The sequence below is a fragment of the Formosa bonchosmolovskayae genome (genome assembly GCF_051016085.1).
Lineage (GTDB): Bacteria > Bacteroidota > Bacteroidia > Flavobacteriales > Flavobacteriaceae > Formosa.
On record NZ_CP174605.1, the window covers coordinates 3,643,515 to 3,657,370 of the forward strand.

Genomic DNA, 13,856 nt, shown 5'->3' on the forward strand with positions numbered 1-13,856 from the left:
TAATTATTTGCACGCCTTTTTTATGTATTAAAAAAAACGTGCAAATTATATATACAAAACGGTTAATCTTAGAATGAAGGATTCTGAATAAGATTATCATTTTTCAGCATTTCCACCTCTGGAATTTGGTGCAGAATCCGGTTAGATGTAAAAGGGATAGCACTTGGTCCAGACCAACCTTGCCATGACATGTAGCTTCTATCCATAGTTTTCTTATTTCTAAATACATCATGTGTACGGTGTGCCTCGTGAGCAAACTCTAAACGCGCCTCGTCTAAAACGATATCTAAAACAGAATCGTAATTTTGCAAATTAGCTGTACTAAATAACTGCTCTCCATCTAGCCCTGCACGCGCTCTAATTATATTTACCATATCTAAAGCCAGATCGTCTTGACCTAATTTAGCATAAGCTTCTGCCTTTATTAAATACATTTCTGCCAGTCTAAAATAAACTGGAGAATGCAACATCGGCACATCGTTCTGATACGTGAGTTTCTGAGTCCAATATTGAGGAATACTAGAGCTTTCTACAACCTTATAACCGTAGTATTTATTTTCAGGATCTGGAATTTTATTACCATCGGAGTCCAATTCAAATTGAGCATCAATAAAATTAATTCTCAAATCATTTGGGTTCTTAAACAATAAATCCATGTATGAAGACGATACCATTATTTGGCCATATCCTCCATCACCATGCATCATTCCGCCCATCATATATCGACCTACATTTTCAGTTTCTAATCGTCTTACTGCAAAAATCGTTTCAGAATTAGATTGCGGTTCTAAACGATTAGATCTTGGAAAAACAGAAGAATTTAATAGTTGGTACCGTCCTGAATTAATCACATTATCTGCATACTCAATTGCTTTAGTATTGTCTTCCATAAATAAATACAATCTAGAAAGTGCCGCTAAAACCACTTCTTTAGACACGTATACATTTCCTTTTTGTTCTACCAAAAGGCTTGCTGCCTCTAGTAAATCACGTTCTATAAATTCATACGTTTCCTTTACAGATGATCGAGAAAGACCTTCGTTGTCTGTAGACGTTTCGCATAAAATAACCCCTAAATTTGTTTCTGGACTATCGTGAGAATACGGTCTTCCGTAAACGCGAACCAGATCAAAATAAAACATGGCACGCAAAAACATATTTTCTCCTTTTAACTGATCTCTTTTTAGCTGATCTTCTGAAGATAAATCTGTTAGATTATCAAGGCCTTCATTGGCCACATTAATAGAATATATCGCGCGATACGAATACTGCCAAAAGTCTTGTGAACGCTCTGAGGCTGAAGTGGGCTGATAAGTTAATGAATACGAGAAATGATTACCACTCCATTGGTTTAATATCACATCGTCGCTCATATATTCTGTAACATCATAACGTGTTCTATCGTAGCCATACTTACCATCTGCTAAACTTAAAAATGCATAATTCCCTACCACGGCATTTTCAAGTAATTCTAAGGAGCTCGTAACTTGTTCTGTTGTAATTTGATTTATAGGTTCAAAATCTATGTCACTTTCAGAACATGCACCTAAAAACACAGCAAATACACTGATTATAAATATTTTAAAAATTCTCATGATACTATATTTTATTATTTTGTATTAGAAACTAAAGTTCAGATTAAGTAAAAATTTTCTTGTTGGTCTAAATCTGCTAGAATCGGTATAAGGATTTTCAAAACTAACATCCGAATCTCCAAAAGAGTAGCCCGTAATAATGGCTAAATTCTCGACAGAAGCATTAATTGTAAAGTCTTTAAACACGCCCAAGAAGGTTTTTGGAAACGTATATCCTATGCTTACTTTCTGAATTTTTAAATAACTAGCGTCTTCAAGGTAGAAAGAAGAGGTCCCACTAAAATTATAAATATCGCCATACATTAATTGTGGTATATCGGCATTATCACCAGGATTTTCCCATCGGGTTAAATCTTGCCAATCGGTAAGTTTAAATCTGTTTGTATTAAAATCACTCGCATTCCAATCTACATAGTTGTAAACGGTTTGTCCGATGGCGAAATTTGTTAGAATGTTTAAATGAAAGTTTTTGTATTTGAAATAATTTGCAAAACCACCTGTCATTTTCGGATAAGCCGAAGATGTTGTAATATAACTCGCCTCCGATTGATAATTGGTAGTGGTTACTACGGCAGGAGAATCGGTATCGTTTCCATTAATTTTATTGCCTTCGGCATCTTCCCATCTTGTATAAATTGGCGCTCCGGTTTGAGAATCTACACCCTGATATTCAGGAAGGTAAAAACTTCTTAACGAATGTCCTTCTCTAATAATCATGCCGTTATCGATAATATCTTCTCCACCGTCTAACTCTAAGACTTCATTTCTATTAATATTAAAATTGAAATTAGATTTCCATGAGAATTCACCTTCAATATTAGTTGTGGTTAAAGACAAATCAATTCCTTGATTTTGAATAGATCCAATATTACGAACCTGACTTGTAAAACCTGTTGTCGCTTCTAATGGTACAGATTGTAATAAATCATCATTTATACGGTTATAAAAATTCACTTCTAAAGATACACGGTCAAACACACTAACATCGATACCTAAATTTAATTTACGAGCTGTTTCCCATGTTAAATCTGGATTGGGAAGTCTAGAGGGCCACGCACCAGCACCTCCATTATAACTAGATGACGATGTGAAAGAATACGTTCCCATAGATAAATAAGATTCTATATTCGCGTTTCCTGTTGTACCGTAACTTAGTCTAAGTTTTAAAAGATTAAGCCAAGATTTAGAATTACTTAGAATGTTCTCTTTATTAATCATCCAACTCCCTCCAATAGAGTAAAATGTACCCCAACGGTCTTTTTCTCCAAATACAGAAGATGCATCCCTACGAAATGATCCTACTAAATAATATTTATTTTTATAATCGTAATCCAGCTGAGCAAAATAAGAAAGGAAACCTGTTTCGTCTAAATCGCCTCCAACAGACCTGGCACTACCTACCGAACTTAACGCTGTCATATCTCCAACAATACCAGTTCCAACCGCATTCACAAATCGCGATTGATCGTAATTGTATTCCTGACCTAAAATTCCATTTAGATTATGATTTCCAAAACTTTTATTTAAGTGTAAGGTGTTAGAAGTAATAACGCCCAGACCATAAGAATAAATCCATTCCATGTATCCATCGTAATTATATCCAACCCAGGTCATATTAGAATATGATTTAGAATGGTCGGAACCATTTAGTTCTACTCTATTCGATGTATTAAATCTTGCCCAATCTGTGATTTCGTAATCCAATTCGAACATTAAGGTTGCTCCCCAATATTTCTTACTATTCTCAGATTCTTCTCTTTCCATCATATAGTTAACTCCTGTACCACGATACCAAACTGGAACTTGTTCTAAATCCATTGCAGGAGTTGGTGTAACGCCATCAGGCATATAAGCGGCATCTAAAGGCACATTTTGATAGGCTTGCGTGTAAGGACTCGGCCAATTAAACTCTGACTTCTCACCATATTGAGCAGTCATTCTAATATTCGTTTTTAACTTATCAGAAATTTTATGACTTAAATTTCCTCTAAAATTATATTGATTATTGTACGTATCTAATGCCACGCCTTCCTCTTCATTAAAAGAACCACTAAAATAAAATGTAGTTCTCTCTGAACCTCCTGACATAGATACCTGCGTCTGGTTTAAGAATCCCGTTCTTAATAATAAATCCGTCCAATCGGACGTGTAATCTAATGCACTTTCAGGCACGACACTATTTCTATATTCTTCGAAGGTTTTACTCGTAAAATCTGGATTACCCTCAGACACTCTTAAATTATATAGGTTTTCCATTCCTGTGCTCCACTGGTTATATAACCCTTCGGCATCATAAACTTCGACTCTATCGTCCCAGTTAGAAGTCGGTCCAAATGTACTATTCACAGACACTTTAAATTCTCCAGCTTTACCATCTTTAGTTGTGATAACAATAACGCCGTTGGCGGCACGAGATCCGTAAAGACCAGTTGCCGCAGCATCTCTTAAAATAGAAATAGATTTTACATCTTTAGGGTCGTATTGCCCTCCAATAATACCATCGACAACGGTTAGAGGGGAACTATTCGCTTCTAAAGACCCCATACCCTGGATGACCATAGATGCACTTACGCCCGGATCTCCACTACTACCAGAAACTTGCATTCCTGGAACACGTCCTTGTAAAACATCTTGTATACTTGTCGAGCTTACCGAACTTTGTATTTCTTCTTCTGAAATAATTGAAACGGAAGAAGACAGTTCTGATTTCTTTTTTCTACCATAACCTACAACTACAATTTCGTCTAAGCCCGCAGCATCGACGTCTAATTTAATAGAAAGATTAGTCTCCCCACTTAATGTTATTTCTTTAGTAGAATAGCCTAAATAGGAAACTAATATTGTACTCGTATCATTAGTTACACTAAAAGTAAATTTCCCATCAATATCTGTAGTTACACCATTGCTAGTCCCTTTTTCAACAACACTTGCTCCTGGTAAAGGCATATTGACTTCATCTAAAACTTCTCCAGAAATAATAATCTGTTGTTGTTTTCTCTTTTTGGTGTTCTTTTTAACAACTACAGTGTTATTGGCTTCTAACTTGATTTCGAAATCTCCATTAGATAAGCTTTTGTTTAATAAATCATTTGCGGGTTGTATTCCCTTTTTAACATTAACTTTTGGAAAATCTTTAAATAAACTTTCTTGATAAATGAACTTATAATCTGTCTGCTTCATAATTAGCTCAAGCACCTCATCTACCGTTAAAGTACTTTCGGATTCAATATAGATTTCTGGATTTTGAGAGAGCACATTAATTGGAGTAAATCCAAAAATGACTGAAACATATAAAAAAAGTAATGTTCTCATAATGTTACGCATCAGTCTCTTTATAAAACAAAAGAGATTACTGTTTAATTTAATTTTCATAAATTTGATAATTAATTGATTAAAATTTTTTAATTGATTAGTGATTAAAAAGGGAATACAGTTTCTACTTTGCACGGTCTTAACTTAATTCCCTTTACTTTTTTCTATTTTAAAATGAGGGTTTTGTCATGTAAATGGTAGCTTTTAATTATACTTAGGTTTTTAATTGTTTCTAATATTTGTTTGAGGTCCTGATTTTTTGCTAATACACCATTAAACCTGATGTTTTCAAGATTTTGATTTTCAAACTGAACATCGACATCATACCATCTCGATATAATTTTCATGATATCTTTTAAAGTGTCTCCTTTAAAGCTAAAGATGCCGTCTCGCCATGATATTTCAGATTGGACATCGACATTATTAATTGTGACATTATTATTTAATAAGTCTAGTGTTAGCTTCTGATTTGGGATTAATTTTCCGTGATGGTCTTTAGAATCGACTACCACTTTTCCTTCCACTAGCGTGGTGTAAATTTTAGATTCTTCTTTATAAGCTTTAATATTAAATTCGGTACCTACAACCTGAACACTTTGATTTTGATTATTGACTTTAAATGCTGCTCCGGCATGTTTACGACTCGGAGAAATATCAAAATAAGCTTCACCATATACGAGCTCCACTTCACGAGTTTTACCAGCGATAAATGCCGTAGGGAATTTTAACTTAGATTCTGAATTTAACCATACCTGAGATCCGTCTGCTAGTTTTACAAAATACTGACCTCCCCTAGGCACCGTTAAATAATTATATTTAATTTGGATACTGGCGGAAGCGTCATCAACTGCTGATGTATTGTATACTATTTTTTCGCCATTACTTTCTACAGCATTTGTTTTGTAATGGGTTTTATCTGTTAAAACCACATCAGTTCCGTCCTCTAAAGTTAAAATAGCCTTATCTGTCCCCGCAGGAATAGATTCTGAATTCACTATACTATCTACAGGCGCTTTTATTACGGATGTGTCAGGATGCTGCATAAGCATAAAAGTTGCAGAAACAAGTAATACAACTGAGGCCGCAACCGCATATAGGTTTAATTGAAATAGTTTCTTTTTAGAAGCCTGAGGCTTTAAGTGAAGTTCTGTAACTATATGTTGCCAAATCCTTTCTGTAGTTTCGTCGGGTTCATAAGATTTAGTTGAGGGCACCTCCATGTTATCGGCGGTCCAACGATCGACCATATGCTTTTCTTTTTCGGTAGCACTGTCGTTAAAATAGCGTTCTAATAATTTAGTTACCCAAATTAGTTCTAACCATTTTCTTTTATTAGTGTTCTTCATTTATATAAGAGTTCAGTGCTTTTAGGCATTCATCTATATATCGTTTCGCGGACACTTTTTTTTCCCTCCAAAGTGATTAACAAAACGTTAACTAAAACAACTAACTGGTATTCAGTTTATTAAAATTTCATTTTAACCAAAAAGGATTAAAAACTCGATTTTCACATGTACTTTGATAACATTTTAGTAATCTAACTATCAAATTTCCGAAGACAAAAACATATTAAGTTTGTAGCTACAAAGCACTCCCAACAAAATGCATCGTTCAGATCAGGATTTACTAAATGCCATTTATGATAATAAAGACGAAATAGCTTTTAAAGTCTTTTATGACAAGTATGCCAAATTATTATTAAACTGGGCCACGAAGCGGACTGGAAACAGAGATCTTGCCGAAGATATTGTACAAAATTTCTGGGTTATATTTTGGTCTAAACCTCATACGATTAAAACCGATGAATTTGGAGTCGCCAGAAAATATCTAATCCATTACTTTACTTACAGAATGCTGGATTACTTACGAACCTCGGCTTCAAAATTTTCAGGCCACGAATTCGTATTAGACACTATTGAAAATGAAGATAGTTACCAACACATTATTGAAGATATCCAAGTAAAAGATATGTTAGACATGATAGATCGTGTCTTGGTAAACTTCCCCATACTCACCCAAGAAATTTTTAAAAATATATGGGAACTTAATTTTTCCGTAAAAGAAACTTCTAAAACCTATGGGGTCAGTGAAAAAATTGTAAGAACCCATTACAAAAAGGTGCTTAGTCTTATTCAAGATCAAACTAAAGCATTTATAGGAACAAGTTCTAAATCATTTAAAATTTTCCTAGAAATTCTCATTCTTGTTGGACTAATAAAATGAAGCACACAGCTGCTTCACATCGCTAATTAGAATGAGTTAAATACAAGCAAATCATCTTGCTTCCCAGATTGTAAATGGATATTTCGTGATAACGCCGACGTATGCCTATTTTGAAATGGTAGTACCATTATTCTTTTCAAACTAAGAAACTAAACCTGCTCCGATAATAAACGAACTAAAGCCCCTAAACCATTAACTTATAGTCCATACTTGGTTTAACTCGTAAATCGTACACTCAATGTTGAAAAAAAACTATATATTTATATTATTTAGAATTATTCTAATTATCATTACATAAAATATAGTATAAATCCCCATTTATAAGTACTTCAAATAAAAATTAACATGCATATAGAATTTTCAGAATATATAAAAGACTTTAAAACGACTTTAAAAGATGTTTTTCATCAGCGCTATGATATTCATCAATTTAGCAAAGAACGCAGTTTACCTCCTGTAGCCTTAAGAGATATAATGGCGAAATCGCCATTATCTGTTGCTATACCTGAAGCTCATGGCGGACGAGGCGTTAAAGTCGATGAATGTCTAAGAATGTTATCTGCGGCCTCTTACGAATCTTTACCCTTATCGCTAACCTTTGGTATTAATATCGCTTTATTTTTAGAACCGGTAGCCAAATATGCCAATCCTGCGGTAAAGGAAAATATATTTAAACGCTTTCTAGAAAAACAAAATATGGGTGGTTTAATGATTACCGAACCTGATTTTGGTAGTGATGCACTCGGCATGCAAACCTACAACGAAAAAGTAGGCGATTTATATAATGTTAAAGGAACCAAACATTGGCAAGGTTTAACGGGAATGGCCGATTATTGGCTTATTACATCTCGTGGTAAAAATGCAAATGGAAATTTAAATAGAGATATCGATTTTTTTATATGCGATGTGAGCGAACCTAAGCAGCAAATTGTAGTTGAAGAGTATTACGATAACTTAGGACTTTATATGATTCCTTATGGAAGAAATAAAGTAGATGTACAGATTCCTTTACAGTTCAAATTAGAACCACATAGTTCTGGCGTTAAAATGATGCTAGATATTTTACACCGAAGCAGAATGCAGTTTCCTGGTATGGCTTTAGGTTTTATAAAAAGAATGCTAGACGAATCTATAACATATTGTAATGAACGTATTGTTGGCGGAAAAAAATTATTAGAATTAGATCAGGTTAAATATCAGATTTCTACCATACAAAGTGCTTATACTATTGCTTCTGCTATGTGCTTTAGAAGCAGTACGAATAGTGGTATTGAAAATGATTTAGCGAATAGCGGTATAGAAGCCAATACCATGAAGGCTTACGTAACCGATCTTATGCAGGAAGCAGCACAAACCTTAACCCAATTATCCGGATCGAAAGGTTTTAAAATGGAAAATATTGGCGGACGAGGCATAATGGATAGTAGAGCATTTCAGATTTTTGAAGGCTCGAACGAAATGCTCTATACTCAAATTACCGAAATGTTATTTAAACTAATGAAACGTAAAAAGGAGTTTAACATCTACAACTTCTTAAAAGAGTATGAACTTACATCAAAATCCTTTGCGTACTTCAAAGAGTATATAAATTTTAATGTGGACACAGATTTAAAACAAAGAAAAATGATTGATTTAGGAAAAGTTTTTTCTAGAATTATATCTCTTAATTTTGTCCTAGAAATGCAAGAAAAAGGCTTTAGACAAGATTTAACTGCTAACTGTATCGAATTATTAAAGCTAGATGTTTCCAATTTAATTAACGCGTTTAATTCGAAAAACACAGTAATACAAATCGAAGATTATAACGAAAATAGTGAGTGGTATAACTTTATCTAGTCGAGAAAGATTAAAAGCATAGCATGTTTTTAGCAAGCGTATAGCATTAATCAAATCGATTAGTTCTATACGTTTGCTCTTTTTATTCCTATTTAAGAATTAGTGTATGTAAAGGATTAAGAAGCCATTTTGGTCGTTTCAAACTCGGTCTTTATTTGTGCTATCCACGTTTTCAAGCGTTCATCGGTAAGCTGAGATTCGTTATCATGATCTAATGCCAAACCATAAAACAAATCGTCGTTGTCTTCAATAGTTGCCACAGATTCTGTATGCGTATAACCAGCCGTAGGCCAAAAACCAATCACTTTACCGCCATGTTCTAAAACCACTTTAGCGAGTATTCCAATACCATCTACAAAAAACTCTCCGTATCCAATTTGATCGCCTAGTCCGTAAATAGCCACGGTTTTATTTGTAAAATCAATGGTTTTAAAATCATCGAAAAAATCTTCCCAATCACTTTGTAAATCGCCGTCGTACCACGTTGGTAAGCCCAGAATAAGTTTATCGTAAGTTTCAAAATCCGCTACTGTAGCGTCTCCCACTTCCATAACATTCAAATTATTATCGTCCCAAAACGTAATTAAATCTTTAGTCACATCATCGGTTATTCCGGTATCCGATCCATAAAATAAGCCTATTTCTTCCATCATAAATCCTAGATTAGTGCAAATTAAATCTGCGTTATTAGCTATTTATAAATCCAAATATACTTATTATTTTTATTAAGTCTAAATAAGTTTTACTATTTTTGAAGTGTTTATTTCAGTATTCCTAAAAAGGGTATTATAACGAAAATCAAATCATTCTAATAGTATGTGCCATAAAGCAAAGGTCTTGAACCAGACCAAAAACGGATTTCTAGTATCATGCGAATCGTGTATGGTGTATCATTTAACGTTTGGTCACTTTTACTTAGAACTCACAGAAATGGAATTCGCCTATTTTGGTGCATTTATAGACAAGATAGATGTAAACCATTGGCATAACACCAACTGTGATAATAAAATAAAAAGGAAAATTCCCATCCCAACCGAGCAACCTAACCTTTTTTTAATGTTGAATCCTACAGAATTAAACGAATTAAAACGTTTGGTATTCTTTAAAGAACAAGAACCCTTTCAATTCATTAGCGCATCCGATGTCGACTACGACTTTATTAAGAATTAACAGCCTTGCTATTTTTGATTAAAAAACGAACTACTTGTAGTGCTAAACCATTTACGAGCTAAATCAAGGAAAAGTAGAGTATTTATGCCTTATTCTATAAGCTTATGAGCTTTCAACCAATTTTCGCAATTACGCTTCCAATGCAAATGTATATCGTCTTTACTTAACCCAAAACCATGACCTCCCTTTTCAAACAGATGCATTTCTGTATCAATCTCATGCTCTTTTAATGCTAAATAATAATGAACACTATTCTCTACGGGCACGGATTTATCGTTTGTGGCATGCACCAAAAATGTTGGAGGCGTAGCTTCATTGACTTGCAATTCATTAGAGTAATAAGTTATCATATCTTTGGTAGGAGATTCACCCAATAAATGTAAGCGAGATCCGTTATGCGTCAGCTCATCTGTCATTGAAATCACAGGGTAAATTAAGATCGAAAAATCAGGTTTCGCGCTTATCGCATCAGACTCATACACAACATCTGTATAATGTGTAGAAAGCGTTGCGGCCAAATGTCCTCCCGCCGAAAATCCTAAGACACCAATTTTGTTCACATCCAATTTATAGTCGGTGGCATGCCTCCTAATATAACGCATGGCTTCTTGCGCATCTTGTAATGGACCAATCGTTTTATCCGTCATAATCGCATCACTCGGTAAACGATATTTTAAAACGAAAGCCGTAACTCCCAAACTACTCAGCCATGCTCCAACTTTAAGTCCTTCTTTATTCATGGCTAAATGCTGATAGCCACCACCGGGGAAAATAACAACTGCAGTTCCGTTTTTAGTGCCTTTTTTAGGCGAAAACACGGTGAGTGTTGGTGTAACCACTTGCGACGTTCTTGTAAGAATCTCACCCTCATAAATTGGGGACTCTACATAATTCTGATTACTAATGGCATTCGGAATTTTAGAATTCCAAAGCGGTATTGTTTTTACCTTCTGACTAAATAATGATATTGACATGCCTAAACTTAATAAAAAAACGAGACAATTGGTCTGAATATTACGGTGGTTTTTTATTATCATACAATCTTGTTTTAATGTTCTATTTCTGAATTAATATCTTACAGCCTAACCTTGAATCTTTAAAGCGATAAAGGAGTTGAACGCCACTAATTTAGACACAATTTTATTAAATGCGCCTGATAAATTAAACACTACATACTCTGAACGAAGCCTCTTTAAAAATAAAAGCTTGACTTAAAATACTAAAAATAGGTTTCACTAATCAAAAAATGAAGTAAACTAAAAACCGATATCATGACAGTTTTTAATGTACTCTAACATTTGCCTATGGATTTAGCAGTATCTCTTATAAAATGCGATTATTTAAAGTTTATTAGTGTTTATTCCCTTCGAAAACATAGGCTTCTCCAGGTGTAAGCTCTATTGTAAATTGCTCCGAGCCGTATACCACTTTTTTCGATCCGCCTGCTTCAGAATAGAATACAGCTTTTGTCAGTTTCCCATTGTTCCAAGTGATATCACATTCAATATCGCCTCTAGCTTTAAGACCTGTTATGTGCCCTTCGCTCCAAGCTTTTGGCAGTGCTGGTAATAATCGCAGCGTTTCATTATGCGATTGCAATAGCATTTCTGCCATTCCAGATGTGCCTCCAAAATTACCATCGATTTGAAATGGCGGATGACTATCAAATAAATTGGTCAACGTCGATTTGGCAAGTAAGGCTTGAATATTTTCATGAGCCTTTTCTCCATTCTGTAATCGTGCATAGAAATTTATAATCCAAGCGCGACTCCAACCGGTATGTGCCCCACCATTTCCTAATCGTCGTTGAATGGTTTTTTGAGCCGCCTCAAAAAGTTCTGGTGTATCTGCCGTAATTTGTGCTAGCGGATACAAACCAAGTAAATGAGACATGTGCCTATGCCCGACATTAACTTCTTCAAAATCTTCAATCCATTCTTGGATAGTCCCATTTGCTCCAATTTGTACTTTTGGTAGTTTTTTTCTGAGGGTTTCAATCTGTTGTGAAAACTCATGATCGGTATCCAATATTTGAGACGATTCGGTAATTATATCAAATAACTCATTTATAATCTGAATATCAATAGTAGCGCCATACGTTAAAACTGAACGTTCTTTATTATCACTTCCAGGAATAAAAAAGGCGTTTTCTGGCGAATGAGATGGGTTTGTTACTAGATATCCTTCTGGAGATTCCACTAAAAAATCGACTATAAATTCTGCAGATCCTTTTAGCACAGGATAAATGTTACGCAAGTACGCTTCGTCTCCCGTAAATTCGTAATGCCTGTATAACGGAAACGTCATCCAAGGTCCTGCAAGTGGCGATACGCCCCAAACACCATCGGCAACTCCGGTGCGTCCAAATGCATCGGTGAGATGATGCAACGTCCACCCCTTTGTACCATACATTTTCTGAGCCGTTACACCACCCGGAACAGTAAGTTTCTCCATGAAATTAGCAAGAAGTAAACTGGTTTCTGGAAGATTACAAACCTCTGCTGGCCAGTAGTTCATTTGCAGGTTTATGTTCGTATGAAAATCTGCATTCCAGGGCGCATTATAATGCTTATTCCAAACCCCTTGAAGGTTGGCTGGTAATTGTCCTGGTTTACGCGAAGATCCCATAAGAAGGTATCTCCCATATTGAAAATAAGTAGCCATAAGACCGTTATCTACAGCACCGTCCTTAACACGATTTAGTCTCTCGTCTGTTGGTAATGTCGCTAAAGTATCTTGTCCTAATGAAAAGGATACCCGATCGAACATGTTACGGTGATCTTTTATATGATCTGCTTTTAAAGTGGCAAAAGATTTATCGTTTATAGTATTCAAAATCTTTTCAGATGTTAGACTCGGATTAACGCCTTCTGCAAGATCTAAGGTATCGAAATCATAGTTTGTTGTAGCAGATAAGTAAATGGTTAGCGTTTGGACTTTGTTACACGCTATGCCTTCGTTTTTAGATTCTAAATTACCACCTTCATGTTCTACTTTAGCCGTAGCAGCGAATTTCATATGTGCTCCTGCCGGACCTGCTTTTGGATTTAAAGTATCAATAATTTGACCTATCATTTTAATGGTTCCATTCGCTTCGGATTTTATTTCTACATCGCGTTCACGCTTTAAAGCAACATCTACATTAAAGGGCTGAGTTGCCGAAATACGCACCACTATCACATTATCTGGTGCCGATGCAAAAACTTCTTGCTTTATAACATTATCATCTACTTTAAACGTAGTTGTGGCAATTCCTGAATGTAAATTCAATGCTCTTTTATAATCTTTGGCATCGCTTTTCCAATGATAATCTAGCATTAAATCGCCAAACGTCTGGTAAGAACGCACTTTTGGAGGCGTACCCACCATGTGATCTGACGCCATTTCACTGGCTTTTTTAAATTCCCCATCAAATATAAGTTGTCTAATATCGTCTAGGTGCTCTAATGCTTCTGGATTATTATTATCGACTTTACTTCCTGCCCACAAGCTTTCTTCGTTAAACTGTATACGTTCGGTATTGGGATTCCCAAATATCATAGCTCCTAAGCGTCCATTCCCTACAGGTAAAGCCTCCTCCCACTCTACAGCTGGCTGGTTATACCATAAGCTGTACTCAAAACCGGGTTCTTTTTCGGGATTGGAACACGAGCAAAATAGCAATAAGGTAATACATAGAAAAGTTGTTACTTTCATGGTTTATTAATTTAGAGGTTGGTT

The 13,856-nt window shown here is 35.1% G+C and carries 9 protein-coding genes; 3 read left to right on the forward strand and 6 right to left on the reverse strand.

The features are described from left to right. Positions 1 to 68 precede the first annotated feature (68 nt). From ACKC83_RS15730 to ACKC83_RS15740, 3 genes are all read right to left on the reverse strand, one after another. Positions 69 to 1,595 carry a RagB/SusD family nutrient uptake outer membrane protein gene (locus ACKC83_RS15730; RefSeq protein ID WP_434036254.1) on the reverse strand — a complete coding sequence of 509 codons (1,527 nt, stop codon included), beginning with the start codon at positions 1,593 to 1,595 and terminating at the stop codon, positions 69 to 71. Between the two features lie 24 nt (positions 1,596 to 1,619). After that, positions 1,620 to 4,907, reverse strand: a complete 3,288-nt coding sequence (locus ACKC83_RS15735; protein WP_434036255.1) for a SusC/RagA family TonB-linked outer membrane protein — start codon at positions 4,905 to 4,907, stop codon at positions 1,620 to 1,622. A 164-nt stretch (positions 4,908 to 5,071) separates the two neighbouring features. Then, complete coding sequence (locus ACKC83_RS15740; RefSeq protein ID WP_434036256.1) at positions 5,072 to 6,253, reverse strand: FecR family protein; 1,182 nt, start codon at positions 6,251 to 6,253, stop codon at positions 5,072 to 5,074. Positions 6,254 to 6,509: 256 nt separating this feature from the next. Between ACKC83_RS15740 and ACKC83_RS15745 the strand changes: the two genes are divergently transcribed. Together ACKC83_RS15745 and ACKC83_RS15750 are read left to right on the forward strand one after the other, a co-directional pair. Beyond that, positions 6,510 to 7,130, forward strand: coding sequence for an RNA polymerase sigma factor (locus ACKC83_RS15745; RefSeq protein WP_434036257.1), 621 nt, complete (start codon positions 6,510 to 6,512; stop codon positions 7,128 to 7,130). Between the two features lie 345 nt (positions 7,131 to 7,475). Next, positions 7,476 to 8,966: an acyl-CoA dehydrogenase family protein gene (locus tag ACKC83_RS15750; protein WP_434036258.1), complete on the forward strand. Its 1,491-nt coding sequence runs from the start codon at positions 7,476 to 7,478 to the stop codon at positions 8,964 to 8,966. A gap of 116 nt (positions 8,967 to 9,082) precedes the next feature. Here ACKC83_RS15750 and ACKC83_RS15755 read toward each other — a convergent pair whose 3' ends face one another. Then, complete coding sequence (locus ACKC83_RS15755) at positions 9,083 to 9,619, reverse strand: flavodoxin (protein WP_434036259.1); 537 nt, start codon at positions 9,617 to 9,619, stop codon at positions 9,083 to 9,085. Positions 9,620 to 9,782: 163 nt separating this feature from the next. Here ACKC83_RS15755 and ACKC83_RS15760 point away from each other — a divergent pair, with 163 nt between their 5' ends. Further along, positions 9,783 to 10,136 (forward strand): DUF6686 family protein, encoded by a 354-nt coding sequence (locus tag ACKC83_RS15760; protein ID WP_434036260.1) that lies wholly within the window; start codon positions 9,783 to 9,785, stop codon positions 10,134 to 10,136. Positions 10,137 to 10,225: 89 nt separating this feature from the next. On the opposite strand, the gene ACKC83_RS15765 is transcribed toward ACKC83_RS15760, so the two are convergent. Both ACKC83_RS15765 and ACKC83_RS15770 read right to left on the reverse strand, forming a co-directional pair. Continuing rightward, positions 10,226 to 11,110 carry an alpha/beta hydrolase gene (locus tag ACKC83_RS15765; protein ID WP_434036261.1) on the reverse strand — a complete coding sequence of 295 codons (885 nt, stop codon included), beginning with the start codon at positions 11,108 to 11,110 and terminating at the stop codon, positions 10,226 to 10,228. 376 nt (positions 11,111 to 11,486) lie between these two features. Then, positions 11,487 to 13,832, reverse strand: a complete 2,346-nt coding sequence (locus ACKC83_RS15770) for a glycoside hydrolase family 95 protein (protein WP_434036262.1) — start codon at positions 13,830 to 13,832, stop codon at positions 11,487 to 11,489. Positions 13,833 to 13,856 lie beyond the last annotated feature (24 nt).

What these genes read in the sequence shown, in the direction of transcription:
- ACKC83_RS15730 (WP_434036254.1), bottom strand. Translation starts at nt 1,595, where the DNA reads ATGAGAATTTTTAAAATATTTATAATCAGTGTATTTGCTGTGTTTTTA.
- ACKC83_RS15735 (WP_434036255.1), bottom strand. Translation starts at nt 4,907, where the DNA reads ATGAGAACATTACTTTTTTTATATGTTTCAGTCATTTTTGGATTTACT.
- ACKC83_RS15740 (WP_434036256.1), bottom strand. Translation starts at nt 6,253, where the DNA reads ATGAAGAACACTAATAAAAGAAAATGGTTAGAACTAATTTGGGTAACT.
- ACKC83_RS15745 (WP_434036257.1), top strand. Translation starts at nt 6,510, where the DNA reads ATGCATCGTTCAGATCAGGATTTACTAAATGCCATTTATGATAATAAA.
- ACKC83_RS15750 (WP_434036258.1), top strand. Translation starts at nt 7,476, where the DNA reads ATGCATATAGAATTTTCAGAATATATAAAAGACTTTAAAACGACTTTA.
- ACKC83_RS15755 (WP_434036259.1), bottom strand. Translation starts at nt 9,619, where the DNA reads ATGATGGAAGAAATAGGCTTATTTTATGGATCGGATACCGGAATAACC.
- ACKC83_RS15760 (WP_434036260.1), top strand. Translation starts at nt 9,783, where the DNA reads ATGTGCCATAAAGCAAAGGTCTTGAACCAGACCAAAAACGGATTTCTA.
- ACKC83_RS15765 (WP_434036261.1), bottom strand. Translation starts at nt 11,110, where the DNA reads ATGTCAATATCATTATTTAGTCAGAAGGTAAAAACAATACCGCTTTGG.
- ACKC83_RS15770 (WP_434036262.1), bottom strand. Translation starts at nt 13,832, where the DNA reads ATGAAAGTAACAACTTTTCTATGTATTACCTTATTGCTATTTTGCTCG.